This is a genomic window from Ancylobacter radicis (assembly GCF_018449475.1).
Classification (GTDB): domain Bacteria; phylum Pseudomonadota; class Alphaproteobacteria; order Rhizobiales; family Xanthobacteraceae; genus Ancylobacter; species Ancylobacter radicis.
Map to the genome: position 1 here is coordinate 106,173 of NZ_JAHCQH010000012.1, position 26,426 is coordinate 132,598.

Annotated in this window: 21 protein-coding genes; 17 read left to right on the forward strand and 4 right to left on the reverse strand. The window is 65.9% G+C overall.

Annotated elements, in window-relative coordinates:
• Nucleotides 1-10 precede the first annotated feature (10 nt).
• From KIP89_RS02475 to KIP89_RS02500, 6 genes are all read left to right on the forward strand, one after another.
• Complete coding sequence (locus tag KIP89_RS02475) at nt 11-850, forward strand: ABC transporter ATP-binding protein (RefSeq protein ID WP_213753827.1); 840 nt, start codon at nt 11-13, stop codon at nt 848-850.
• A gap of 345 nt (nt 851-1,195) precedes the next feature.
• The gene (locus KIP89_RS02480) at nt 1,196-1,966 is read left to right on the forward strand and encodes an SDR family NAD(P)-dependent oxidoreductase (protein ID WP_213753828.1); all 771 of its coding nucleotides are present in this window, start codon (nt 1,196-1,198) and stop codon (nt 1,964-1,966) included.
• A 108-nt stretch (nt 1,967-2,074) separates the two neighbouring features.
• On the forward strand, nt 2,075-3,403 hold the full coding sequence (gene hisD / locus KIP89_RS02485; RefSeq protein ID WP_213753829.1) for a histidinol dehydrogenase: 1,329 nt from the start codon (nt 2,075-2,077) through the stop codon (nt 3,401-3,403).
• Nucleotides 3,404-3,722: 319 nt separating this feature from the next.
• Nucleotides 3,723-4,742: a zinc-dependent alcohol dehydrogenase gene (locus KIP89_RS02490; RefSeq protein ID WP_213753830.1), complete on the forward strand. Its 1,020-nt coding sequence runs from the start codon at nt 3,723-3,725 to the stop codon at nt 4,740-4,742.
• Nucleotides 4,739-6,049, forward strand: coding sequence for a hypothetical protein (locus KIP89_RS02495; protein WP_250152152.1), 1,311 nt, complete (start codon nt 4,739-4,741; stop codon nt 6,047-6,049). The genes KIP89_RS02490 and KIP89_RS02495 overlap by 4 nt, the downstream gene beginning before the upstream one ends.
• A 28-nt stretch (nt 6,050-6,077) precedes the next feature.
• Nucleotides 6,078-7,220, forward strand: coding sequence for an alpha-hydroxy acid oxidase (locus KIP89_RS02500; protein ID WP_213753831.1), 1,143 nt, complete (start codon nt 6,078-6,080; stop codon nt 7,218-7,220).
• Here KIP89_RS02500 and uraD read toward each other — a convergent pair.
• The 4 genes from uraD to pucL are packed head-to-tail and all read right to left on the reverse strand — an operon-like array spanning nt 7,217 to nt 12,590.
• On the reverse strand, nt 7,217-8,104 hold the full coding sequence (uraD, locus tag KIP89_RS02505) for a 2-oxo-4-hydroxy-4-carboxy-5-ureidoimidazoline decarboxylase (protein WP_213753832.1): 888 nt from the start codon (nt 8,102-8,104) through the stop codon (nt 7,217-7,219). The genes KIP89_RS02500 and uraD overlap by 4 nt on opposite strands.
• A 9-nt stretch (nt 8,105-8,113) precedes the next feature.
• Nucleotides 8,114-10,879, reverse strand: coding sequence for a molybdopterin-dependent oxidoreductase (locus KIP89_RS02510; RefSeq protein WP_213753833.1), 2,766 nt, complete (start codon nt 10,877-10,879; stop codon nt 8,114-8,116).
• Nucleotides 10,876-11,736, reverse strand: a complete 861-nt coding sequence (locus KIP89_RS02515) for an FAD binding domain-containing protein (RefSeq protein WP_213753834.1) — start codon at nt 11,734-11,736, stop codon at nt 10,876-10,878. The genes KIP89_RS02510 and KIP89_RS02515 overlap by 4 nt, the downstream gene beginning before the upstream one ends.
• 14 nt (nt 11,737-11,750) lie before the next feature.
• Entirely contained in the window at nt 11,751-12,590 is an 840-nt protein-coding gene (gene pucL / locus KIP89_RS02520) for a factor-independent urate hydroxylase (protein WP_213753940.1), read from the reverse strand.
• Between the two features lie 205 nt (nt 12,591-12,795).
• Here pucL and KIP89_RS02525 point away from each other — a divergent pair, with 205 nt between their 5' ends.
• The 11 genes from KIP89_RS02525 (at nt 12,796) to KIP89_RS02575 (ending at nt 26,378) form a co-directional block, all read left to right on the forward strand.
• The gene (locus KIP89_RS02525; RefSeq protein ID WP_213753835.1) at nt 12,796-13,581 is read left to right on the forward strand and encodes an SDR family oxidoreductase; all 786 of its coding nucleotides are present in this window, start codon (nt 12,796-12,798) and stop codon (nt 13,579-13,581) included.
• Nucleotides 13,582-13,649: 68 nt separating this feature from the next.
• Nucleotides 13,650-14,294, forward strand: a complete 645-nt coding sequence (locus tag KIP89_RS02530) for a TenA family protein (protein WP_213753836.1) — start codon at nt 13,650-13,652, stop codon at nt 14,292-14,294.
• A gap of 353 nt (nt 14,295-14,647) precedes the next feature.
• Nucleotides 14,648-15,106 (forward strand): Ros/MucR family transcriptional regulator, encoded by a 459-nt coding sequence (locus KIP89_RS02535; protein ID WP_213753837.1) that lies wholly within the window; start codon nt 14,648-14,650, stop codon nt 15,104-15,106.
• A gap of 251 nt (nt 15,107-15,357) precedes the next feature.
• Nucleotides 15,358-16,551, forward strand: a complete 1,194-nt coding sequence (locus KIP89_RS02540; protein WP_213753838.1) for a glycosyltransferase family 4 protein — start codon at nt 15,358-15,360, stop codon at nt 16,549-16,551.
• Nucleotides 16,552-16,621: 70 nt separating this feature from the next.
• Complete coding sequence (locus tag KIP89_RS02545) at nt 16,622-17,332, forward strand: inositol monophosphatase family protein (RefSeq protein WP_213753839.1); 711 nt, start codon at nt 16,622-16,624, stop codon at nt 17,330-17,332.
• Entirely contained in the window at nt 17,256-18,794 is a 1,539-nt protein-coding gene (locus KIP89_RS02550; RefSeq protein WP_213753840.1) for an N-acetylneuraminate synthase family protein, read from the forward strand. The genes KIP89_RS02545 and KIP89_RS02550 overlap by 77 nt, the downstream gene beginning before the upstream one ends.
• A gap of 15 nt (nt 18,795-18,809) precedes the next feature.
• Nucleotides 18,810-19,532 carry an acylneuraminate cytidylyltransferase family protein gene (locus KIP89_RS02555; protein ID WP_213753841.1) on the forward strand — a complete coding sequence of 241 codons (723 nt, stop codon included), beginning with the start codon at nt 18,810-18,812 and terminating at the stop codon, nt 19,530-19,532.
• A 97-nt stretch (nt 19,533-19,629) separates the two neighbouring features.
• Nucleotides 19,630-20,577 (forward strand): class I SAM-dependent methyltransferase, encoded by a 948-nt coding sequence (locus KIP89_RS02560; RefSeq protein ID WP_213753842.1) that lies wholly within the window; start codon nt 19,630-19,632, stop codon nt 20,575-20,577.
• Nucleotides 20,578-20,773: 196 nt separating this feature from the next.
• Nucleotides 20,774-23,392: an HAD family hydrolase gene (locus KIP89_RS02565; protein WP_213753843.1), complete on the forward strand. Its 2,619-nt coding sequence runs from the start codon at nt 20,774-20,776 to the stop codon at nt 23,390-23,392.
• Nucleotides 23,393-23,398: 6 nt separating this feature from the next.
• Entirely contained in the window at nt 23,399-25,240 is a 1,842-nt protein-coding gene (locus KIP89_RS02570) for an ABC transporter ATP-binding protein (RefSeq protein WP_213753844.1), read from the forward strand.
• A gap of 55 nt (nt 25,241-25,295) precedes the next feature.
• Nucleotides 25,296-26,378 (forward strand): glycosyltransferase family protein, encoded by a 1,083-nt coding sequence (locus tag KIP89_RS02575; protein ID WP_213753845.1) that lies wholly within the window; start codon nt 25,296-25,298, stop codon nt 26,376-26,378.
• The last annotated feature ends 48 nt before the right edge of the window (nt 26,379-26,426 follow it).

The window sequence follows — 26,426 nt, forward strand, 5'->3', positions numbered from 1 at the left end:
GGGCCTCGCCATGAGCGCCGCTGAAATCCTGCGGGCTGCCGCCCCCGTCGAGACCTCCGCCCCTGTTGCCGGCGAGACGCCGCGCCTGCGCATCCAGGATGTGCGGCTGGAATATGCGACCCGCGGCAAGACCGTGGTGGCGATCGACAACATCTCGATCGACGTGCCGGACAACCAGTTCGCCGTCATCGTCGGTCCGTCCGGCTGCGGCAAGTCGAGCCTGCTCTATCTCGTCGCCGGCCTCGCCCAGCCGACCTCCGGCGAGATCCTGCTGGGTGACGAGGAAGTCGACGGCCCCGGCCCGGATCGCGGCATGGTGTTCCAGTCCTACACGCTGTTTCCCTGGCTCACCGTGCGCGAGAATGTCGAATTCGGCCTCAAGCGCCGCAAGATGCCGGCCGCCGAGCGCGAGGCGATCGTCAACCGCTACCTCAACGAAACGGGCCTCGCCGCCTTCCACGACGCCTACCCCAAGCAGCTCTCCGGCGGCATGATGCAGCGCGTGGCGATCGCCCGCGCGCTCGCCAACGACCCGAAGATCCTCTTGATGGACGAGCCCTTCGGTGCGCTCGACAGCCAGACCCGCAACACCATGCAGAAGCTGCTGCTGCGGGTGTGGGAGGAGAACCGCAAGACCGTCCTCTTCGTCACCCACGACATTGACGAGGCGATCCTGCTCGGCGACCGCATCTATGTGATGACCGCCCGCCCCGGCCGGCTGAAGGAGGAGATCATCGTCCCGATCGCCCGCCCGCGCACCATGGACATGGTTATGGATCCCGAATTCATCGCCGTGAAGCGCCGGATTCTCGAATTGCTGAAGAACGAGATCAAGGACGACGAGCACTGAGGGCGGTGGGCGCCTCTCACACCGTCATGGCCGGACTTGATCCGGCCATCCACGCCTTCCACCACGTGCCCGGCCCAAGTCGTGGATCCCCGGGCCAAGCCCGGGGATGATGGCGCTTGGGAGGACGACGACCGATGAAACAGAACACCGTCATGGCCGGGCTTGACCCGGTCCTCCACGCCTTCCACCACGTGCCCGGCCCAAGTCGTGGATCCCCGGGTCAAGCCCGGGGATGACGGCGCTTGGGAGGACGACGACCGATGAAACAGAACACCGTCATGGCCGGGCTTGATCCGGCCATCCACGACGTCCCGGCGTGACAACGCCGACCCGAGTGAACCACCCATGACCCACCCCGCCTTCGACCTCACCGGCCGCACCGCCCTCGTCACCGGCGCGAGCCGGGGTATCGGCGCGGCGCTGGCCACCGCGCTGGCCTCCGCCGGGGCGGATGTGGCGATCACCGCGCGCGACACGGCCTCCCTCGCGGAGACGCAAGCCGCCATCCAAGCCCTCGGCCGGCGCGCCATCCCCCTCGCCCTCGACGTCACCGATGTCGCCGGCATCCGCGCCACCATCGACACAGCGGCCACCGCGCTGGGCGGGCTCGACATCCTCATCAACAATGCCGGCATGGAGCAGGTCTGCCCGGCGCTGGAGGTCGAGGAGGCGCTGTGGGACGCCATTCTCGACACCAATCTCAAGGGCGCCTTCTTCTGCGCGCAGGCGGCCGCAAAGGCGATGCGCGCCGGCGGCAGAACGGGCGCCATCGTCAATCTGTGCTCGCTCACCTCCGAGGTCGGCATCCCCACCGCCGTGCCCTATGGCTCGTCCAAGACCGGCCTGCTCGGCATGACGCGGGCGCTGGCCACGGAATGGGCGCCGCTCGGCATCCGCGTCAACGCCATCGCGCCCGGCTATTTCCGCACGGCGATGACGGAAGTGTTCTACGCCGATCCCGCCTGGCAGGCGGCCATGCTGCCGAAAATCCCGCTCGGCCGTTTCGGCGAATTGGACGACCTCGCCGGCATCGTCATCTTCCTCGCCAGCGATGCCTCCGGCTACATTACCGGCCAGTGCTTCCCGGTCGATGGCGGCTTCCTCGCCTCGGTGTGACCCCACACCGCCCGCGAATTGGGCAGGCGGCGCGACAATTTTGGTCTCACAGACGGGCTGATATGTATGTACATATTCACCCAGACCGAGACGTTGAGGGCCTGAACCATGTCGGAATCGATCTGCAATCTCCATGAGCTGGCACATCTGGACGCGGAAGGCCGCGCCGCCCTGCTGAGGCGCTCGGAAACCGATCTCTCCGGCTTCATCGAGAAGGTCCGCCCGATCATCGAGGCGGTGCGGACCGAAGGCGACGCGGCGCTGGCCCGCTTCGCCCGCGATTTCGACAAGGCCAATCTCTCGCCCGACCGCATCAAGGCGACCGAGGCGGAGTTCGACGAGGCCTTCACCAAGGTCGCCCCGGAGGTGATCGACAGCATCCGCTTCGGCATTTCCAACATCCGCAGCTTCCATGAGGAGCAGGCCCCTGAGCCGATGTGGCTGAAGGAAGTGCGCCCCGGCGCCTTCGCCGGCGACCGCTGGACGCCGATTTCCTCCGTCGCGCTCTATGTGCCGCGCGGCAAGGGAGCCTTTCCCTCCGTCACCATGATGACCGCCGTGCCGGCCACCGTCGCCAAGGTGCCGAACATCGCCATTGTCACGCCCCCGACCGAGGATGGCGGCGTGGACGCGGCCACGCTGGTCGCCGCCCGCCTCGCCGGCGTCGAGACCGTTTATAAATGCGGCGGCGCCCAAGCCGTGGCGGCGGTCGCCCATGGCACGCAGACCGTCGGCAAGGCGATCAAGATCGTCGGCCCCGGCTCGCCCTGGCTGGTGGCGGCCAAGCGGCTTCTGTCCGACATCATCGACACCGGCCTGCCCGCCGGGCCGTCCGAAGCCATCATCTTCGCCGATGGCACGGTGAATGGCGCGGTCGCCGCGCTCGACCTGCTGATCGAGGCCGAGCATGGGCCGGACAGCTCCGCCTATCTCGTCACCCATTCGCGCGAGGTGGCCGAGGCCGCGCTGAAAGCCCTGCCGGGCCTCTGGGCCCGCATGAGCGAGCAGCGCGTCGCGTTCTCCAAAGCCGTGCTCACCGGCAAAAGCGGCGGCATCGTGCTGACCTCGTCGGTCGAGGAGAGCATCGACTTCATCAACGCCTATGCCCCCGAGCATCTGGAAATCCTTTCCACCGACCCCTTCGCCCATCTCGGCCGCATCACCGAGGCGGCGGAGGTGCTGATGGGCCCGCACACGCCCGTCACCATCGCCAATTTCGTGCTGGGGCCGAACGCCGTGCTGCCGACCAGCCGCTGGGCCCGTACCTATGGCCCGCTCTCGGTGACGGATTTCCTCAAGCGGTCGTCCATCGGCTATGTCACCGGCAGCGCCTACCCGGAATTCGCCGCCCACGCCCGCCGCCTCGCCCGCTATGAGGGCTTTTCCAGCCACGAGAACGCGGTCTCGGAACTGCGCGACGAGTTGCTGAAGGGGTAGGGAAGGGAATGCCGCTCCGCGTTCTCTCCCAGGCGCACCGTCATCCTGAGGTGCGCGCGCAGCGCGCCTTGAAGGATATCGCCGGCCGACCGGCCACCAAATGGCCGTCGCCTGCGGGCTTCGACACGCGGGGCCGAGCCCCGCGGCTCAGCATGACGGATGGCAAGGGGGTGTCCCACCTGATCGACCGTCATCCCCGGGCTTGGCCCGGGGATCCACGACTTGCCCCGTCCCGCCCCGTGCACGCGAAGACGTGGAGGACCGGGATGATCCCCGGATCACGTCCGGGGACGGCCATGACGGACTGCGGAGTGACACGATGAAAGCCGTCCGTCTGCATGCCGCCGGTGATCTACGCGTGGAAGACATCCCCGCCCCCGGCACGCCCGCGCCCGGCTGGGTGCGGCTGGCCGTGACGGCGGCCGGCATTTGCGGCTCGGACCTGCATAATTTCCGCACCGGGCAATGGATCACCCGCGCCCCCTCCGTCGCCGGCCATGAGCTGACCGGCATCGTCGCGGAGCTGGGCGAGGGGGTGAGCGGCCTCACGGTGGGGCAAAGCGTGGTGGCGGATTCCCGCTTCTGGTGCGGGGCGTGCCCGGCCTGCCGCGCGGGTCGCCATCATCTGTGCGAAAAACTCGGCTTTGTCGGCGAGGCCTGCGATGGCGGCTTCGCCGAACAGGTCAACCTGCCCGCGCGCCTCCTCTTCCCCGTCGACCCCGCCATCGACCCGGCGGTCGCCGCCATGGCCGAGCCGCTGGCGGTGGCGCTGCACACGCTGCGGCGCCTCGCCCTCCAGCCCGGCGAGCCGGTGCTCGTGCTCGGCTGCGGCACCATTGGCGGGCTCTGCGCGCTGCTGCTCACTCATGACCATGACGGCCCGGTGCTGGTGGTCGACCGCAACGCCGCCCGCGCCCAAAGCGTGGCTGAGGTGACCGGGGCGACCATCGTCCCGCTGGAACCGCAAGCGATCCGCGCCGCGCTCAAGGGAGCACTGCCCATGGCCGCCATCGAGGCGACCGGCAGCACCGCCGCGCTCGCCCATCTGCTCGGGGGCATTGAGGGCGGCGGGCGGATCGGCCTCGTCGGCATCTTCCATGGCCGGCTCGACATCGACCCCAATCTGCTGGTCGAGCGCGAGGTGAGCCTCATCGGCTGCCACGCCTTCACCGACGAGCTCGCCCTTGCACTCACTGCACTGACCGTCCACCACACTGCACTCCTTGACCTCGTGGATCAGCAGGTGGAACTCGGCGCCGTGCCATCCGCCTATGCGCGCCTGCTGGCGGGCGAAGCGACGGGTTTGAAGACCATTATCCGCCCGCAAGGGGTATCATGACACCTGATCGCACGCCCCCAAGCCGCACCGCCCATATCCGCGCTTTGGCGCTGCGCGATCCGGCGGCGGCGGAGGCACCGCTGGCTGCCCTGCTGGCCGACCTGTTCGCCGTCAAGCCATTGAAGCTGAAGATCAATCTCGACCAGTACAGCCTCAACTCGCTGAACGGTTTCTTTAATACCGAGGACGGCGCCTTCTTCTTCAAGTTCCATCAGGAGGAAGGCGAGGAGGCGATGGCCGGAGAATATTACCGCGCCGACATCCTCGCCAAGGCCGGCCTGCCGGTCGATCAGCCGGTGCTGATGTCGACCCTGCCGGGCGAGCAGATCCTGATCTATCGCCGCCGCGACGAGCCGCGCTTTTCCGACGTGCTGCGCACCCTCGACCTGGCCGACGAACCCGCCCTGCGCGCCCTCGCCGTGGAGGCGGAACGCCAGCTTTCTCAAAGCCTTAGCGCCACCTATCGCGACACGCTGCACCCGATCTCACCGGCTGAGGCGAGCGCCGAGCCGATCCACCGGCTGTTCCATGAGCGGCTGATCGACCGCGCCCCCTACGCCTTCCCCGGCGGGCGCTACCGCGACTTCTATGTCGGCCAGAGCTTCCCCCTGCCCGGCCAAACCCTTGACTGGGAAGACATTTCCACCCGTCGCTTCACCGTGAACGGCGTCACCTATGCCAGCACGCTGGGCGACCTCTTCACCGCCGCCGAGGCCCGGCTTCGCCCGGAACGCCTCGCCGATGCCGGCGGCGTGGTCGCCCATGGCGATGCGCACAACGCCAATGTCTGGTTCAGCCAGCAGGGCGAGCAAGCCCACCTCTCCTTCTTCGATCCGGCCTTTGCCGGAGCCCATGTGCCGACCCTGCTCGCGGAAATAAAAGCGAGCTTTCACAACATATTCGCCCACCCGTTCTGGCTCTATGAGCCCAGGCTGGCGAGCGACTGGTTCACCGCGCAGATGGCGCTGGACGAGGGGCGGATCGTCGTCGAGACCGACTGGCGGCTCTCGCCCATCCGCGCCGAGTTGCTGGCCGTGAAGGCACGCGAGGTCTGGCGCCCGCTGCTGGCCGAGCTCAAAAATCGCAACATGTTACCGCAGGACTGGCGGCAGGTGATCCGCCTCGGCCTGTTCCTGTGCCCCACTCTCGTCATGAATCTGCGCGCCCATGCCCGCTCGCACACGGAAATCTCTTCCCTGATAGGGCTTTGCGTGGCGGTGATGGTTGGCTCCGCGCCGGTGGAGGGCGAGGATATCGTCACCCGCTTCCTCGATTCCATCGACCCCGACCGCCCTTCGCGTCTATAGGGTGCCATTTTACCGGGAGACGCCGCCCATGATTGTCAATGTCGAGGATGCCCGCGCCGCCGCCAAGGCCCGCCTGCCGCGCATCTTCTTCGATTATGTCGATGGCGGTGCCTTTGGCGAGGAGACGCTGGCCGCCAACCGCGCCGATTTCGCCCGCTGGACGCTGGTGCAGCGCGTGCTCAACGACATCTCCACGCGCGACCTCACCACGCACTATCTGGGCACCTCTCATCCCCTGCCCTTCATGCTCGGACCCGTTGGATTCCTTGGGCTTTATGCCGGAAACGGGGAGATCGCGGCGGCCCGCGCGGCCCATGCGGCGGGGGTACCCTTATGCCTCTCGACCTTCTCCATCGCCTCGATCGGTCAGCTGCGCGCCGCCACCTCCGGCCCGCTGGCGTTCCAGCTCTATGTGCTGTCCGATCGGGCGATCGGCGATGAATTGCTGGCCCAGGCGGAGGAGGCGGGCGTCGAGACGCTGTTCCTCACCGTCGACACCGCCATCACCTCGGTGCGCGAGCGCGACCTGCGCAACGGCTTCCGCGCGCTCACCCGCATCTCCCCCGCGCTCGGCCTGCGCCTGCTCGCGCGGCCGCGCTGGTGCCTCGACATGCTGCGCGCGGGAATGCCGGAAGTGGGCGCCATCGCGCATCGCCCGGAATTTGGAAAAGGCGTGTTGGAACAGGCGAGTAACCTCTCCCGGCGGATCGACATGGGGCTTTCCTGGGCCGATGTCGAGCGCCTGCGCGCGCGCTGGAAGGGCCGACTGGTGCTCAAGGGAATCCTGTCGCCGGAGGATGCGCGCCTTGCCCGCGCGGCCGGAGCGGATGCCATCGTCGTCTCCAACCATGGCGGGCGCCAGCTTGATGGCGCGCCCTCGACCATAGCCGCCCTGCCGGGCATCGCGGAAGCGGTCGATGGAGGTATAGAAATACTGTTCGACGGCGGCATTCGGCGCGGCGCCGATATCATCAAGGCGCTGGCGCTCGGCGCCTCCGGCGTGCTGCTCGGCCGCGCCTATGTCTATGGTCTGGCGGCGGCCGGCGAGGCCGGCGTCGCCCGCATCCTCGCCCATCTCACCGAGGAGGTGAGCCTCACTCTGGGCCTGATGGGCCTCACCTCGATCGAACAACTGAAAAAGCTCGGCACGGCAGCCCTAAAACCCCGCTAGCTTCCTCTGTAAGTCGAGTAACTCCAGGGAGTTGCCACCAGAGGCACATGGTAGTGCCCCTCCGGCTCACTGATGGAAAAGCGGATCGGCACCTCCCCGAGGAACGGCTTTTCCGGCAGATCGAGCCCGCGCGCGGCGAAATAGGCGCCGATGGCGAAGACGATCTCATAGGTGCCAATGCGCAGCGGCACGTCGCCGATCAGCGGCGCAGCGGTGCGCCCATCCGCATTGGTGACGGCCTGCGCCAACAGCGCCCGCCCGGAGGCGCCGACCTCGAACAGCTCGACCTTAACCCCTTGCGCCGGCGCGCCTTTATGGGTGTCCAGCACATGGGTGGAGAGCCGCCCGGTGGTCTTCGGCAGACCCGCGCCGGTCACCCGCTCGACCAGCCGCAGCCTTGTGATATGACCGATCTCATCGAGCGCGGTGGCGAGTTCCTGCGCCCGCTCATGGGCCAGCCGCGCCTCGAAGGCGTCGAGAATGGCGTCGCGGGTCTGGCGCCGCACGCAGATGACGAAGGGAAAGCCGAAGCGAGCGCGATAGGCCGCGTTCAGCCGCTCGAAACGCTCATACTCGGTGTCCGACAGCCGGTCGAGCCCGAGCCCGGCCTGTTCGGAGACCGACGCCGGTGCGATGGCACCCGCACGCGCCGCCTTACCGGCCAGATCGGGATGAGCGGCGACGAAGGCGACGCGCTCCTCCTCCGGGCGCTCCATCACCGCCTGCATCAAGCCGCCATGCAGCGCCGTCACGGTCGCGAACGGACGCCGGGCATAGGCGCCCGCCGCCACCCAGGGCGCGTGCTCGAAAATGCCATCCAGCGCGGCGATGAAGCCCGCCTCGTCCAGCTCGTTAAGCTGTTGCAGCGAAAGGGTTTCGGTCACGCGGCCTCCTCACGTCCCGGCGACAGCACGCGACGGATCGCCCGTCCGCATGTCGCTCTCCTGCTGGTCCGGCAGCAGCTTGTAGAGCCTATCCGCCGTGAACGGCGTCTGCCGCAGCCTTACGCCGGTGGCGTTGAAGATCGCGTTGGCCAGCGCCGGCGCCACCGGGTTGAACGGGCTCTCGCTCATCGACTTGGCGCCGAGCGGGCCGATACGGTCATGGGTGGCGGCAAATGATACCTCCGTCACCGGCACATCGGCGAAAGCAGGAATGTGGTAGCCGCGAAAGCTCGGATTGCTCACCCCACCCACATCATCCATGCGCAGCTCCTCATACAGCGCCGCCCCGATCGCCTGCGCCACCCCGCCCTCCACCTGCCCCCGGCACTGCATCGGGTTGATCACCGTGCCGGCATCCGCCCCATGCACCGAACGGAGAATGCGGACTTCACCGGAATGGCGGTGCACGGCCACCTCGAAACCCTGCACATTGAAGGCGATGGAGCGGGGCGAACCATTTGATTGGCCTAGGCTTTCAAGCGGCGCGAGGTCGCCGATCGCGATCCGGCGCTCCCCCGCCAGCACCATGTCGCCCTCGATGCGGCAGGCCTCCGGCGCCACACACAGACGCGCTCCGGCGGCCTCCCGGATCATCGCCGCGAGCGCCTCCGCCGCGCGCCGGGTCGCCTCGCCCGCTACCACCGTACCAGTGGAGCCATAGGCGCCGGTGTCGTGCGTCACATGATCGGTGTCGGACTGGCGGATGGTGATCTGGGCGATGGCGGCGCCAAGGATGGTGGCGGCAATCTGGGTGTGCACCGTCGTGGTGCCATTGCCGAATTCCGCGGTGCCGGTGGCAATATCGTACCGCCCTTCCGGCGTCAGGCGCAGGCGGGTCTCGCCGACATGGCCGCGCGGGGGAATGGTGTCGATCATCGCCGCCGCCATGCCCCGCCCGACCAGCCAGTCCGGCCCCGGCGCGAGGCTGGGCTGGGACAGGGATGTCTCAACAAAATCAAGGCATTGATCAAGGCCATAGCTGCCCAGTTCGACGTCGCTATGGCCCGCATCGGCTCCATGCAGCGGCGTGTCGGGGGTGATGACGTTGAGCCGGCGCAGGGTGAAGGGGTCGATGCCGAGCTTGTCCGCCAGTTCGTCCAGAGCGGATTCGACGGCGAAGATGGTCTGGCTCAGGCCATAGCCGCGAAAGGCGCCGCTCGGCAGGCTGTTGGTGTAGACGCTGTAGCCGTCGACCTTCTTGTTCGGGCAGGCATAGAGCGCCACGCACTCGCCCGCGCCATGGAACAGCACGCCGCCCGCATGATTGCCGTAAGCCCCTGTATTCAGGAGCATTTCGAGCTGGATCGCGGTGAGTTTTCCCGCGCGCGTCGCCCCCAGCTTCACCCTCACGCGCATGGGATGGCGGCTGGTGGAGGCGGCGAACTGCTCGGCGCGGCTATATTCCAGCTTCACCGGACGGCCGGTCTTCAGCACGGCCAGGGCCACGATGTCCTCGACCAGCATTTCCTGCTTGCCGCCGAAACCACCGCCGACACGCGCCGCGAAAACCCGTATCCTGTTGGCAGGCAAGGAGAAAAGCGTCGCCAGCGCATCGCGGGTGAGGAACGGGGTCTGGGTCGAGCTGCGGATGTTGAGCCGCCCATCACCGTCCAGCCAGCCGATCGCGCCATGGGTTTCCAGATGCGCGTGCTGCACTCTCTGGCTGCTATAGCTCGCCTCATGCACGATATCGGCGGCGGCAAAGCCGGCCGCGACGTCGCCGGTTGCGGTGTGAATCTGCGCGACGATGTTACGCAAAGGGTTGGAAATGCGTGATTCCGCCCCCTTGTCGCCATGGATCGCCGGCGCCCCCTCGGCCATTGCCGCCTCGGGATCGAACACCGCCGGCAGCATCTCATACTCCACCCGGATGAGCGCGCAGGCGGCCTCCGCGATGGCCTCGCTCTGCGCCACCACAGCGCCTATTCGCTGACCGATGTGGCGGACGATCAGGCCGATCAGGCTTGTGTCATCAACATCATCGCTCATGTGATGATGCCGCGCGGTGGAGAACAGCCGGGTCGGCGCGTCCTCATGGGTCAGCACGGCGACGACGCCCGGCAGGGCGCGGGCGGCGGCGGTGTCGATCGACACAATCCGCGCATGCGGCACCTCGGCGCGCCGGATCTTCATATAGAGCAGCCCGGCGAGCTCCCCCTCCGGCGCGACATCCATGGTGTAGCGCGCCGCGCCGGTGACGACGTCCGGCCCCGCCGGGGCGGGCACGTTGCGCCCGACCGCGCCCCCCGCTACGCCCGCCGCCACATCGGGGGCGGCATAGGCGATGCCCTCGATCGCGTCGGCAATGGCGCGGTAGCCGGTGCAGCGGCACAGATTACCTTTCAGCGCCGCCGGCAAATCGCGCTTCTGCCCCTGATCGAGCGCGGCGGCGGTCATCAGCATGCCCGCCGTGCAGAAGCCGCACTGAAAACCCTGCGCCTTGAGGAAGGCCTCCTGCATCGGATGCAGGCCCGGCCCCTCGGCAAGAGCGGCAAGGCCCTCCACCGTCGTGACCGCGCAGCCCTCGGCGCGAAAGGCGGGGAAGAGGCAACTATGTACCGCCCGCCCCTCGACATGCACGGTGCAGGCGCCGCAATCGCCGGCATCGCAGCCCTTCTTCACCCCGAACCAGCCGAGCTCGCGCAGCAGGGTGCGCAGGCACTGGCCGGGACGGGGATCGACGCTGACGGATTGACCGTTGACGGTGAGATTCACGCCGCCCCCTCCGCCAGTTCCGCGCGGATTTCCCGCGCATAAAGCCGCGTCATGTGGCGGCGCCAGTCGGGGCGGCCATGCACGTCGTCATAATAGAGCGCGTCCGGCACCATAGAGGTAATATATTGCTCCAGCGCCGCGGCATCGGGGAGCGCGTCGAAGGCGAGCACCACCGGATGCCGCGTCGCGGCGGTAATGGTGAGGCGCACATCGCCCGCCGCGCCCCGCGTGCCGATCAGCAGCACGCCCGAGCGCCCGAGCGGGGTCAGCGAGGCCCGGCGGAAGGCGGCGCGGCGGCGCAACGCGGCCACGGGAATTTCCACCGCGCGCAGCACCTCACCCGGCCCCAGCGCAACATCGAGCGGCCCGCGCACGAAGGAAGCGACCGGCATGCGCCGCTCCGTCCCGTCCGGCGCCCAGATCAGCGCCTCGCCCTCCAGCGCGCTCACCAGCGAGATCATCGGCCCGGCCGGCAGGCCAAGGCAGATATTGCCGCCCACGGTCGCCATGTTCCAGACCTTGAAGGAGGCGAGGAAGGCGCGGCAGCACGCGCGGATCAACCCGCCGCCGCGCCAGTCCGGCGGCGGCTCGAAGGCGTTGAGGTCGGCGATGGTGCAGGTCGCGGCGATCGACAGCACGTCGTCGCGGATCGCCAGCGGCGTCCAGCCCAGCGCGGTGAGATCGACAAGGCGGTGCGCGCCCGGCTGCGGCTCGGAAAACAGCCAGGTGCCACCGGCGAGAAAGGTGCCACCGGCGAGACCGGCGCTGACCGCCGTCGCGGTCTCTCCCGTCCCGAGGGCGGCGAGGTCGCTGCGCGTGCGTGGGCGCAGCACGGCGGTCACGGCGTTGAGGTCCATCCCGCCCCCGCCGCTCAACCGCGCCCGATGGTGCACTCGATCTGCCCGTGCGGCTCGTCGGTCGGCGTGAAGACCTGCCCGTCAAAGGCGCGCCCGAAGGGCGAGAGGTCGATCGGCAGATAATGCTTGTTCGGGCAGGCCAGCGAGATTTCCGCGATCTCCGGCACGGCGGCGAGCGCGGCCTCGCCCATGAGATACATCGTGTTCTGCACGCCGGGGCTGTAGGTGGTGGCGAAGACCTTGAGCCCCGCATCGAGAATGGCGGCATTGGCCTTCTCATAGGAAGCGGGCACCCCGGACCACACCCAGGAGGCATCCATGGCGGTCGCGAACAGCCGGTCGGCGGTCGGCTTCAGCGTCGTCGCCTCGTCGAACCAGTAATTCTCCCAGCCCGATTCGGTGGTCTTGAGGAAGGTGAAGCCGGTGATGCCGGAGGCGAGGGTCCGGCTCTCCCGCGTTGCCGCGAGCTTGACGAAGGGGCGGCCATTGCCGTCCAGCGTGAAGGCGTGGTCATGCGGCGCGCCATCGACCCCGATGCGGCTCCACTTCGTCTCGCTGGCAAGGATGTCGACCCCGGCGACATGCGGGTAACGATCGAGGAAATGGCTGGCGATGATGCCGACGAACACCTCGTTCTCCGCCCCGACATGATCGCGGGCGAGGAAGTTGACGATGTTCTTCACCGAATCGGTGGCGATGACGGAGCTGTTGTCGCCTTCCGTATAGGCGGCATCAAAGGCACCGGAGAGCATGACCTGCACGTTCAGTTCGCGCACCTCGTGGCAGGCGCTGTCGCGCGCCACGCGCATCACGCGCACGCGGCCCTTGCCATAGCTGTTTCGGATCAGCGCCATCATCGTCTCCCTCACGCCCTCTTCCGCCCTTCCGCTGCCATGCGAAAGCAATGCCAGAGCGGGAACAGGCTGGCGCGCCGGCGCGCCTTCCGCCATTAGGCATGATCCGCCCTTGCGAGAAAAGCGATGCCTCAGCGAAAGCGGGTGTCGCGGGAGCGCGTGCCGATGAAAGATCGCGCGCCCCCCTGAGAGGAGAGCCGTGCCGATGACCGAGGCCGCCCATATCCGCCGCCCGTTTTCCCTGGAGGGCCGCGTCGCCCTCGTCACCGGCGCCGGCCGGGGGCTCGGCTTCGAGATGGCGCGGGCGCTCGCCTTGTCAGGCGCCACGGTGATCATCAATGGTCGCGACGAGGCGCGGCTGCGCGGCCCCGCCGAGGCCATCGCGGCTGAGGCAGGCCGGCATGTGGAGACCGCCGCCTTCGATGTCGCCGACACGGCCGCGGCCAGCGCGGCGATCACCGACATCGACCGGCGTTTCGGCCGGCTCGACATTCTCGTCAACAATGTCGGCATGCGCGACCGGCGCCCGCTGAAGGACTTCACCGCGACCGAGATGCAGGCCCTGCTCGGCGCCGATCTCATTGCCCCCGCTTTGCTCGCGCGGGACGCCGCCGAGCTGATGGCGCGCCATCGCCACGGCCGGATCATCAACATCTCCTCGATCGCCGCCGCCGTCATCTATGGCCATGACGCGGTCTACAGCGCCGCCAAGGCCGGGCTGAACGGCCTGACACGGGCGCTGGCGGTGGACTATGCGCGGGCCGGCATCACCGCCAACGCCATCGCGCCCGGCATGTTCGCCACCGAGACCAACCAGGCCATGGTGCAGAACCCTGATCTGGCCGCCTTCGTCGACCTGCGCGTGCCGGTCGGCCGCTGGGGCCGCCCGGCGGAGATCGGCGCGGCGGCGGTGTTCCTCGCCTCGGACGAGGCCTCCTTCGTCAATGGCCACATCCTCGTCGTCGATGGCGGGCAGACCGTGCGGATGTGAGCCGGGCGCCTCTCGACGCGCGCCGGCTCCCACTCTAGAGCGGGGGCCGGCAAGCCAGGGAGGACCGGATGAGCTTCAGCGAGGAACTGCGCCAGGCCAATGCAGGCCATTGGGAAGCGGCTACCAAGCATCGTTTCGTAGAGGAAATATTCGCCGGCACCGTGCCGGATGATGTGATGCGTCGCTATCTGACGCAGGACTACCAGTTCATCGACCGCTTCGTCGCCCTGCTCGGCATGGCGATCGCCACCGCCGACCGCTTCGATTCGCGCGTGCGCTTCGCCCAGTTCGCCGCCATGATCACCAGCGACGAGAACACCTATTTCCTGCGCGCCTTCGACGCGCTCAGCGTTGCCGAGGCCGAGCGGCACCATCCCGTCCTCAGCGCGCCCACCGCCGCTTTCCTCGCCCTGATGCAGGAGGCCGCGGCGACCAACGACTATGCGAACTGTCTTGCCGTGCTCACGGTCGCGGAAGGACTATATCTCGACTGGGCCGACCGGCCGGACACCACGCTCCCGCCCGCCTTCATCCATGCCGAATGGATCACGCTGCACAATAATGACGGTTTTCGCAGCTTCGTGACCTGGCTGCGCGGCGAACTCGACCGCATTGGCGCGGTGAGCGAGGCATCACGGCGCGAATCAGCGGCGTATTTTTTTGGCCGGGCCGTCGCGCTGGAGCGCGATTTCTTCGATCACATATATGCCTGAACGGTATCTCCCGCCGCCTGCCGCCGCCATTTCTGGCGGCAGGCCTATTCGCGAATGTCACGCCCGAATACACAAGTTCATATTTGGACATATTTTGAATCTGCATTCGTTTTTTTGATGCTTGGCATACAAACACCGGCGCGAAGCCTTTGAAATCAAGGCGCCGCGCGTCTTCGCCCCCAACCAGTGATGCAGGACAACCAGCAGGCGCGCCCGCAACCACAATAGCTCGCGACTCTACGGGCTGAGGTGAAGCGATTTTTATCTTGATGCTCACGTCATATTGGCTTGATTACTTGTTGACCTTCATGCAGACGGTGCTACACAGATCACGTTCGCGATGGAGGAAATAGATGTCCGAACAGGAAGCTTCGCCGGTCGATTATCTCGGCCTTACGGCCGATGTTGTTGCCGCCTTTGTGGGAAACAACAGCGTACCTGCGACCGAGCTGCCCGATCTCATCGCCAAGGTTCATGGCGCTCTGCTTCGTCTCTCGACGCCGGCCCCGGCGGCGGTAGAAGAAGTGCTGAAGCCCGCGATCCCGGTGAAGAAGTCCGTGACGCCGGAATATATCATCTGCCTTGAAGATGGCCTGAAGTTCAAATCGCTGAAGCGCCATCTGCGGACGAAGTACAACATGACGCCCGAGGAATACCGGGCGAAGTGGGGTCTTCCCAATGATTACCCGATGGTGGCGCCGAGCTATGCGGAAGCCCGCTCGAACCTCGCCAAGAAGATGGGCCTCGGCCAGCAGCGCAAGAAGCCCGTCGTCCCGGCGCCGAAGCCGCGCACCCGCAAGAAGGCCGCCTGATCTTCAGGCATCGCGTTTTACAAAGCCCCGGCGGGTTCTCCTGCCGGGGCTTTCTTTTTGCACCCATGCTGCAGTTGCTCTGTTCCCAAACAGCCCATTCGCCGCTAACAGTGCGAAAGCTTCGACCCACTCAGGTACCAAGCTGAAGAACAACCGATCGTCGCGCCTGCCGGTCCGATCGGCCCTATCAGGTTGGCTCCCCGCCAACGGGCAGGCACGGGCCGACCAGCCGCCAGACGGACGAGCGCACGATGAAGATCCTGATGGTATCCCCAATAACGGCGTGCCCGCCGACGGCGGGCAACCGGGCGCGCGTAGTCGCGCTGGCGCGGGCCGTCCGCGATCTCGGCCACGAACTGCATTTCGCGTTTCTCGCCCCCATTCATACGGACGACGCAACAGCCCATGCCGACAACGAGCCCGAATTCGGCCGGGGGCGCTTTCATCTCGTTTCGCTCAGCGACAAGGACACGCTGCACAGCAGAATTCGCGCGCGCTGGCGCCGGGCTCGGCGTGAATACAACATATTCAACCCACACATCTACCGTCTGGATGAATTTTACTATCCAAGCTACGATCGCAGTCTAAGATTTTTGCAAGATACGCATCGGTTTGATGCGGTGATCTGCGAATATGTTTTCATGTCCCGCGCGCTCGAAAACTTCGATGCCGCGACGCTCAAGATTCTCGACACGCATGATGCGTTCGGCGACCGGCACCTCGAATTCCTCAAGGTCGGGCGGACGCCGCAATGGTTCTCCACCCCCAAGGCGCAGGAACTGCGCGGGTTCCGGCGCGCCGATGCGGTGATCGCCATCCAGCCGAGCGAGGCCGAGCGTTTTTCCCGTGATCTGGGCAGCACGCCGCCGCAGATGCACACGATCAGCCATTTTCTCGACCTGTCGCGCCGCGCGACGCTGAGCGATGCGCCGGCGGCGGTGTTCGTCGGCTCGCGCAACGACATCAACATCAGTGCCGTCGATCATCTGCAAAAGGCGATCCTGCCGCGCATTCTCGCGCGTCGGCCGGATTTCCGCCTCGTGGTGGCCGGGGCGATCTGCGAGCGGGTTCCCGACCAGCCCGGCGTGGTCAAGCTCGGACAGGTCAATCACGTCTCGGACGCCTTCGCCCACGCCCCGATCTCGCTCAACCCGACGATCTTCGGCACCGGCATCAACATCAAGCAGCTCGACGCCATGGCGGCGGGCGTGCCCAGCGTGAGCACGCAGACCGGCAGCCGCGGCTTCGAGGCCCCGGAACGCGACGCCTATATCGCCACCGTCCCGGATGATGACCCCGACGGCTTCGCCGAAGCGGTGGTCGCGCTGCTGGCGGACCCGGATCGCTGCCGGCTCATGGCGGACAGCGCATTCGCCGCCGCACAGGCATGGAACCAGCGGCAGATGGATGCGCTGGCGACACTCCTTGTGTCGAAAACGGTATGAAACTGACATCATATCGCGTGAAAAATCCGCTTTCGTGTAAGCTCGCCATGTTGCAGTGCGGTGGAATGGAATGACCGACGTTCGAGCGTTGCTGACGGGCGTGTATGAGATGGTCCGGCAGGATCTGCCGACCCTGCTGTCCATGCGCCGCAACATCACCTGGAAGGACGACGGCAGCCCGGTGACGGATGCCGACCTGCGGGTCGAGAAGCACGTACATGCCTATCTGCGCGCGCATCTGCCGGACCTCACCTTCGTCTGCGAGGAGAGCTACGCGCCGGGCGGGGATGAAAGCCCCACAGCCTGGACCGCCGTGCTCGACCCGATCGACGGCACGGAGAATTTCTGCTCCGGCTTCAAGGAATGGGGCGTCTCGCTCTCGCTCTGGCACGAGGGCGCCCATGCGGGTAGCGCGCTGCTGCTGCCGGAGCTCGGCGACAGCCTGATGAGCGGCGACAAAATCGAGTATCAGCGTTCGCGCATCATCGGTTTCTCGTCGTCGATCACAGATGAACTGGCGGCACGAGTGGCCCGCGCGGGGGAAGCGCGGATCATGGGCTGCGCGGTCTATAATCTGTTCAACGTCACGCGCGGGGCGCTGGCGGGGTTCTCAAATCCGGCCGGCGCCAAAAGCTGGGACATTCTTGCGGGTCTCATGCTGGCGCGTGAACACGGCTGCGACATCGACGTGGAGGGGGCACTCTATGGCGGACACTATCTCCGACCTGATCGCAAATATCGCTTCGACATACGCCACCGATACGATCTTCATCCTGGGTAAGGGGCCTTCGGCGGATCTCATCGACCCGCAGGTCTTCTCCTCCGCCATGGTGATCGCGCTCAACGATGCCGAGCAGATCGCCCCGGCCGACATCTCCATCTTCCACGCCGACTGGGCGAAGGCGAGCATCGCCGCGAACGGCTATCGCTCGCGCGCCTATCTCACCTCGACCGACTTCACCGCGCCGCTGCGCCAGGTCGTGCATGTCGAGCATACGCCGCTGACCCAGGAATCCACCGATCTGATGATGCAGCGCTTCCAGGCGGGCGTGCTGGTGATCGAGGACATCCTGTTCATCACGGCGCTGCAGGTCGCGCGCAAGGTGGCGGCGCTGCGCGGCCGGCCGCAGACCATCTACATGGTCGGCTTCGACTTCAACTTCGAGGCCGGCCACACCTATAGCGAACGCGTCGAGCGCGACTTCGCCGCCGGCAGCGAGGCGGACCGCCGGCTGGTCTTCACCATGCAGGAATTCTTCTTCATCAACGCGCTCTACATCCTCAAGGGATCCGAGCTGGAGGTGAAGCATGTCGGCGCCAAGCCGTTCAGCGTGCTCTCGCCGACCGAGCTGAACCACATGTTCGGCCGGCGGCTCGATGCCCCGGAAGACGGGCACCCGCGCAAGGTCTCGGTGGTCGCCGAGCTCACCACCAATCATTTCGGCGACCGGCTGCGGCTGGAGCGCATGATCCGCTCGGCCAAGGCCTCGGGCGCCGACCATATCAAGCTGCAGAAGCGCGACGTCGACAGCTTCTACGCGCCCGAGCAGCTCACCGCGCCCTATGTCTCGCCCTTCGGCAAGACCTTTGCCGACTATCGGCATCAGCTCGAACTCTCGCGCGACGATTTCGCCTTTGTCGACAAGCTGTGCCGCGACCTCAATATCGGCTGGTTCGTCTCGGTGCTGGACGAACCCTCCTTCCGCTTCCTCCAGGAATTCGACCCGCCGATCATCAAGCTGCCCTCGACCATTTCCGAGCACCGCGACTATCTCGATTATGTCTCGAAGAACTACACGCGCAGCGTCGTGCTCTCGACCGGCATGACCGACGATGCCTATGAACGCTGGGTTCTGGAGACCTTCACCTCCTGCGAGCAGCTCATCCTGATGCAGGCCAATTCGGCCTACCCGACCCCGCTGGAGGATTGCGGCGTCGGCATCGTCCGGCACTATCACGAACTGTCCAAGGTCCACCCGCACATCGTGCCGGCCTATTCGAGCCATGATTTCGGCTGGCTCGGCTCGGCGCTGGCCGTGGCGGCGGGTGCCCGCATGGTCGAGAAGCACGTCAAGCTCGGCAATACCGAATGGGCGCATTTCGACGCGGTCGCGGTCGACCTCACCACGCCGGCCTTCAAGGACTATGTCGACCACATCCGCGAAGCCGAGCGGATCGTCGGCGAGGAAGAAAAGAAGGTCAATTCGAGCGAACACCACAAATACCGCCGCAAGGCGAGCTGATCCAGGACCGATCTCATGCGCGTTGTCTCCCTCATCATCGGCCGTGGCGGCAGCTCCCTCAAGGACAAGAACATCCTGCCCGTCTTCGGCATTCCGCTCCTTCTCTGGTCGGCATCGGCTGCCGTGCGCAGCACCTATGTGAACGACTATTACGTCAGCAGCGACGACGAGAAGATACTGAGCACGGCCAGCCAGGCGGGCTACAAGCCGATCGTGCGGCCGGAGGCGCTGTCGTCAGCCACCGCCCAGAGCTGCGATGCCGTACGCCACGCGCTGGAGATCATCGAGGCGGATGGCGGCCCGGCCGACATCGTCGTCGTCCAGCATGCCAATGTCGGCACGATCACCGCGCAGATGATCGACGAGTGCATCGAATTGCTGCTCGCCACTCCCCATGCCTCCTCCGTCGTGCCCTCGCATGACAAGGCCGAATATCACCCGATGCGGGCCAAGCGCGTGACCGCCGACGGCATGCTGGTGCCCTTCGTGGAAACGGCGGGGCCGGTCTCCGCCAACCGGCAGGACCTGCCCAAGGCGCTGTTCTTCGACCATTCCTTCTGGGTACTGCGCGGACGCTCCGCCATCTTCGCCCCCGACGGCCAGCTTCCCTGGAACTGCATGGGCCCGGTCATCCTGCCCTACGAGACCCATGGCTGCCTCGACATCCACTCGCTGGAAGACCTGAAGCTGACCGAGGAGTGGATCACCGAGAACAAGGTTCCGACACCCGAGTTCTGAGACCTCCCTCGTAAATAAACGCCTTGCGATCTATTCAATGAGATATTCTGAAGCCTTGATACTCAAGACATAGCTCTCTTTTCAAAGAGGACGCCAGGTGACCAATTTTCACTGCATCATCTGCCATGATTCTGCTTCGCCGACCGAAGTCATTGACCATATCAAGGGCGACGCATCCGGCACGTTGACGGCGGTTCGTTGCCGCGCCTGCGGCCACATCCAGCTCAATCCCCCGGAATACAGTCTGGATTTCTACGAAGAGAACGGGCAGGTGAACAACGTTCTTCGGATGTACGGCACGCCGATGAACGTTCTGGTGGAACATAGCTGGATCGAAGCCCGCCGCCGCGTGCAGCGTTTCGCCCAGCATGGCATCGCCCTGCGCCGCGACGACCGGCCGCTGCGGGTGCTCGACATTGGCGGCGGCTACGGCTTCTTCGGCGCGGAATTGATGCGGGCGGTACCCGGCATCGACGTGACGGTTGTCGAGCCAAGCTCGTCACGCGTGGAAATGGGAAAGGGTTATCTGAAGGACGCTGGCGACGGAACGCCGGTGCCGGAATTCCTGGTCGAGATCGTGGATGAGGATTTTGCCGCGCGTCATGCCGGCGCCTTCGACATCGTGACCCTCTGGCATGTGCTGGAGCACCTGACCGACCCTGTCGACCTGCTCCGCAACACCGCGCGCCTCATCCGCGAGGACGGGGTGATCTGTGTCGAGGTGCCCAATGTCGACGATGATCTGCAGGCCCTGTCGCCCAGCTTCCGCGAGCGATCCTTCATGGCCGAGCACATCTCCTATTTCTCGCGTCACACGCTGGAGAACGTCGCCCGCCGCGCCGGCGATTTCCGCCACGTCGGCGTCCATGGCTATCAGCGCTACGGCATCTTCAACTACTTCCACTGGATTCACTTCAACAAGCCGCAGGGCGCCAATCCCGATCTCTTCGAGGGGACGGATCGCTGGTGGCTCGAGACGACGTGGCGGGCGGCACGAGAGGCCGCGGTCACCAGCGACGCGCTGTTCATGATCATGAAACGGTGAGATCGGTCTGGCATGACGGGTCACAAGGATTAAAATCGAGCCGATGGCAACGATACTTCTATCCACACTACTCCATCCTACTGCCCGGACCGGCGCATTCTTCTCCGAGCTGATATCGTCTCTACAAGAGAAGGGGCACGATGTACGGCTCTGGTCCCCGGCTCCGCTGGCCGGGTTTGAATCTATTTGCCTGCCGATGCCCTACGCCATTCGCGAATGGGGCCGCCACTTTCAGTTCGCCCCGTCATCGACGCGCGACACCCAGAGCGCGAAATGGATTTCACGCCTGGAGGTGCTGACCCGGCAGGGCTTCCCGTCCTCGGCGGCTCCTCAGCTTTATGATGTGGTGCGCGCGGTGAGCGAGCACGTGCTTGCAAGCGTACAACCTGACCTGTTTGTTGCCTGGAACCCCTATGAGGTGCGGGTCGGCGTCGCCTATGACCTGTGTCGGGAGCGTGGGATTCCCACGGCGACCATCGAACGCTCTCCGCTACCGAACACATGGCATCTTGATCCTCACGGATATTTCGCCGAATCGATACTTAGCCGACTCGCCTACTCCGAAATTATTCCCGACGAACAAAGCGCAAAAGCACACCAGCGGCTTTCAGCCAACTTCTTCGAAGCAGTCACGCTGAATGAGCTTGATCGCTATCGGCAAGAAGGCGCAAGTACGGCGCCCTCGCCCTCAGGCCGCAAGCGAATCGTGTTTCTGACCACCGACGACATGACCGTCGGCATTCATCCGACCGACCATCCCGACCGCAAAGCCCTGCTGCCGGGTTTCCTGACATCCTTCGACGCCGCGCGCGCCGTTGCCGAAGCCCGTCCCGACATGGATGTGCTGCTGAAGATCCACCCGAACGCGCTGCATCTGGTGGATGAGCAGGGTTATCCCGGCAATGTCACCATCGTCGAAGGGCCGCCCGCCACTCTGCTGAAGAGCGCCGATGTCGTTGTCTCGATGGGCGGCTCGCTGACCAACATGGCGGTGGGGCTCGGCAAGCCAGTGGTTCATCTGGTTCGCGACGCCTATCACGGGAAAGGCATTTTCTTCGAGATCGAGAAGCCTGATGACCTGCGAGGGGTCATCGAGAGTGCGCTCACGGCTGATGCTGATGATCTTGCCCGACGCCGGGCACGATTTGACGCCCTCTCAGGCTATATTTTAAGTTCATATGTCATATCCCATCCCGCACCGATCGAGGGACTGCGCGGGATTGAGCAGGCCGTGGAGCTTCTGGAAAGCTGCCTTGGCACAACCGAAAAGGCGAAGGACACACCGCCAGGCGAACAACCCGGAGCGGCAGAGGCGGAGAGCGCGGAGCTTCGCCCAGATCCTGTCTCTCCAGAAGACGTCTATGCCGCCCTCGCCACCCCTTCCGCGCGGACCGTCTTCCTCGATTTCGATCACACGCTGTTCGCCGGCAACACGACCGAGGAATATCTGCGGCAGGCCCGGCCGGCCGTGCTGGTCAGCCTCATCCTTGCGCTGGTGCGCGGCGTGCTGCCCTGGCAAAAAGTCTTCGGCACGCACTGGTTCCGCTTCCGCGACTATGCCGCGGTCGTCGCCGTAACGCTGCTGATGCCGTGGAACCTCGTCCGCTGGCGCCGCAATGCACCGGCACTGTTCGCCACGCGCGGCACGCATGAGCTGGCAGAGGCGCTCAAAGTCGTGCCGGCCGAGCGCACCGTCATCGTCTCCTTCGGCTTCGACATGCTGATCGAACCCCTGCTGAAGGGCTCGCACTGGGAAAGCTGCCGGCGCGCCTGCGTGCCGTTCCGGCTGCACCCGAGCCTTTTCGGCCTGCTGCGGCAGGGCAAGGCGCGCCTTGTCGACGGGCTGTTTCCGCCGCGCGTCATCGCCACCGCCGCGCTGGTGACCGATTCGGAAGATGACCGCGATCTGCTGGATCGCGTGAAGATTCCCCTGCTGGTCGAGCCGGTGGGGGAGAAAAGCGCGGCGGAGGAATCCCTGTACCTGCCGATGCGTTACACAACCCTCGCCAAGTACCCGGCCAGCCATGTGATGCGGCAGATATTCACGGTCGAACTGCCAATACTCGCACTCGCCACCCTGCCCTTTTCCGGTTCTCCGTGGCTCTGGTTGGGTGCGTTGCTTGCGCTCTATGTCTCTATGCTGGCCGTCTATGAGATCGGTTATTATGAAAACGATCAGAGCGCCGCTACGCGCGAGGAAAAGCCGACACTGACACCGCAAGCCGGACGTTTTCGCCATTTTCCGCTGGCGCGCCACGCATGGAGCTGGGCAGTGCCGCTCGGCCTTGTGGGGAGCCTCCTCGCCAGCCTCCACGTCACCGGTGACGTGTTCGACCCCATTCGCTTCGGCTGGCTGGCCACTTTCTGGCTGGTCACGCTCCTGGGCACGCGCCTTGCCTTCTACGTCTATAATCGGCTGCCAGAGCGTCGGCGTATCTTTGTCTATCCGTTGCTCCAGGCCGCCAAGCTGTTTCCTTTTCTTTTTGTTCTGCCCAGCCTTTTGGTGGGCGCGGCGCTCCTGCTCGCGCAATCGGTCGCCATGTGGATGACCTATGCGGTGTATCGTTCCGGGGGCAACAAGCTCCTTGTCGCGCAAGGCCCTATACGTGGTGTGGCCTTCGCCATGTGCGTTGCAGCAATATTTGCCGTGTCGCCCAACGCCATGTCCAGCGCGGAACTGACAGCCGCCATGTTGACCGTGGCGTGGCTCCTTCGGTCTTACTGGTCAGGATATATCAGTCGCCCGCTTTCCGCTTTTGCGAGATGTCTCAAGAGGCGCTTGGTTGCCGGCATGCAACGCCCCAAGGGGCTGTGAGGATAGATGAAGATCGACGGCCTATCCGACTTCTGGAGCCTTCTGCCGCGACATCGCCGGCGGCAATTCATTGTGCTGATGGGGTTGCAGCTTGCTTTGAGCGTGCTGGAATTCATCGCCGTCGGCGCCGTGCCCGCCTATGTGCTGCTGATGAGCCAATCCGCCGAGGTCATGGCCATGCCACAGGTTCGCGCCTGGCTGGACTGGATCGGCATTCACGACGTTCTGACCCTGCTCTATGCCGGCGGTGTCGGCGTCATTGTTATCTTCCTGGTGCGGGGAGCCTTCAACCTCGTCGTGTTGAAAGTACAGGCCCGGTTCATGGCGGCGGTCGGCGGCGACCTGTCGCTGCGCCTGTTCACCGCCTATCTGCACGCGCCGTACCTTTTCCACCTCACCCGCAACACCGCCCATTTCATCCATCTCGTCATGGGTGAAACGGCGCGGATGATCGGCAATTTTGTCCAGCCCCTGATCGGTGCGGCACAGGCGCTGTTCATCCTTGTGGCACTGACCCTGCTGGTGGTCGTGTCCGATCCCTTCATGGCACTCATGCTCGGCGTCACGGCCGGCGGGGCCTGCTTTGTCTTCGTGCGGATGCACCGGGACAAGCTGCACCGGGTCGGCACCGAGTTCAGCGAGCGCAACCGGCGCCTGACCCAGACGCTGAACGAGGGCCTCGGCTCCTTCAAGCACACGCGCCTGCGGGGACTTGAGGCGGACATTCGCCGGGATTTCGCCCGCCATGCGGATGTGCGCGAGGCCGCCCAGCGCACCATGCGTTTCAATCAGGGCCTGTCCAAGCCGGTCTTCGAGACCGTGGGCCTGACCGCCCTGATCCTGCTCGTCTTCGTGATGCTGATGCAGGGGCGCTCGCCCGATCTCGTCGTTCCGACCCTCGCCATGCTCGGCGCGGTCGCCGTGCGCATGCTGCCGACGCTGAACCAGTTGGCCATCTCGCTCGGCACGATGCGTGCGAACCTGTCGGCCGTGACCAATCTGGTGAAGGAGTACCGGGCCCTCGGCATCACCGCCGACACTCCCGACCCCGACACCTCGGTAACGGGCCCCGCCCTGCCCATGGGCGACATCGTCTTCAAGGATGTGACCTACCGCTATCCCGGCCAGGATCACGACGCGCTGCACCAGCTCTCGCTCACCATCCCGGCCGGCAGCTCGGTCGCCTTTGTCGGCCCCACCGGCTCCGGCAAGACCACGGCGGTCGACGTGATGCTCGGCTTCATGGAGTGCAGCGGTGGTGACATCACCATAGGCGGGCGCTCCATCCGCGAGAACCTGCCGGCATGGCAGCGGCTCATCGGCTATATTCCGCAGGCCATCTATCTCACCGACGCCTCGGTCCGCCGCAATGTCGCGCTCGGCGTTCCCGAGGACGAGATCGACGACGCGGCGGTGTGGCGGGCGCTGGAGGCGGCGCAGCTCGCCGACTATGTCCGCACCCTGCCGGAAGGGCTGGGCGCCAATGTCGGGGAGCGCGGCGTGCGCCTGTCCGGCGGCCAGCGCCAGCGCATCGGCATCGCCCGCGCGCTGTATTACGCGCCCGAGGTGCTGGTCCTCGACGAGGCCACCGCCGCGCTCGACAACGCCACCGAGCGGCGCCTGATGGCGGCGATCGAGGAGGCCAAGAGCGGCCGCACGCTGGTGATGATCGCCCACCGGCTGAGCACGGTGCGCAACTGCGACCGCATCTTCTTCGTCAAGGCCGGGCGGGTCGCCGCGGTCGGCACCTATGACGAACTGATCGCCACCTGCCCGGAGTTCCGCGAACTGGCCAATATCACAGCAGCCGACGAGGCGCCGCCCGCCGACCAGCCGGTGACGGCCTGAGCGAATCGGGCGCGAACCCGCGCCTCCCCGAAGCCGAACCGCCGGACCGCCGCCGATGAACCAGGCCACCTCCCCTATCAGCGCCCGCCCCGAGGCCGCCGCGACGCCGGAGCTGGCCCCCGCGCGCCGCGCGCTGAACATCTGCGTGCGGCCCGGTTGGAACAGCCAGAACCCCTTCACCATCATGTTCGCGGAGGCGCTGGCGGCGCAGGGCAACACGGTTCATGACAGCATTGGCGGCTTCCGCTTCTACCCGTTCGGCGCCGATGTGATCGTTCTGCACTGGCCGGACGAGTATTTTTTCGTCCGCTCGGCCAAGGCGACCGCCCGCGCCTTCCTGTTTCTTCTGTTCAAATGGCTGCTCGGCGCCCGCCTCGTCTGGGTGGTGCACAATATCGAGCCGCACGACAAGGAGAAGCCCGGTTTCACCACCGGGCGCCGGGCGCTGTTCGCGGCGATCGACGGGCTGGTCTTCCTGTCCGAGACCTCGCGCGCGCTGCTCTATCAACGCTGGCCCGAGTTGGCGTCGAAACCCTCCACCGTGGTCTGTCACGGCCACTATAAGGGACGGGCGATCGCACCGATCACCCCGCCCCGCGCGCCCGCCGATCCGGTGCGCCTCGCCTATATCGGCCAGTTGCGCGCCTATAAATCCGCCGACACGCTGATCGAGATCGTGCGCGCCATGCCCGAGCAGGCGGTGACGCTGAAGGTGGGCGGCAATTGCCCGGATGGGCATTTCGCCCAGCGCCTGCGCGATCTCGCCGGCCAGGCGGCGAATGTGCATCTGTCGATCGGCCTGCTGTCGGATGAGGCGCTGGAGCGGCAGGTGGACGACTCCGATGCGGTCATCCTGCCCTATCGCGACATTCTCAACAGCGGCTCGGCGATCTTCGCCCTGTCGCGTGCCCGGCCGGTGCTGGCGCCGCGCCTCGGCAGCCTGATCGAGCTGCAACAGCAGGTCGGCGAGGACTGGCTCCATCTTTATGAGGGCGAGTTCGATGCGGGCGCGGTCGCCCGCTTCATCGCCTGGCTCAAGCGGCCGGGCCGCGCCGGCGAGCCGGATCTGTCCGCGCATGAATGGGAACCGATCGGGCGGCAGCTCGACGGGTTCTTCCGGGAGCTCAAGGCGCGCTAGAGCTTTTGTTCCGACGCATTTTCTTCACGCGAACCGGAATCCACGTCG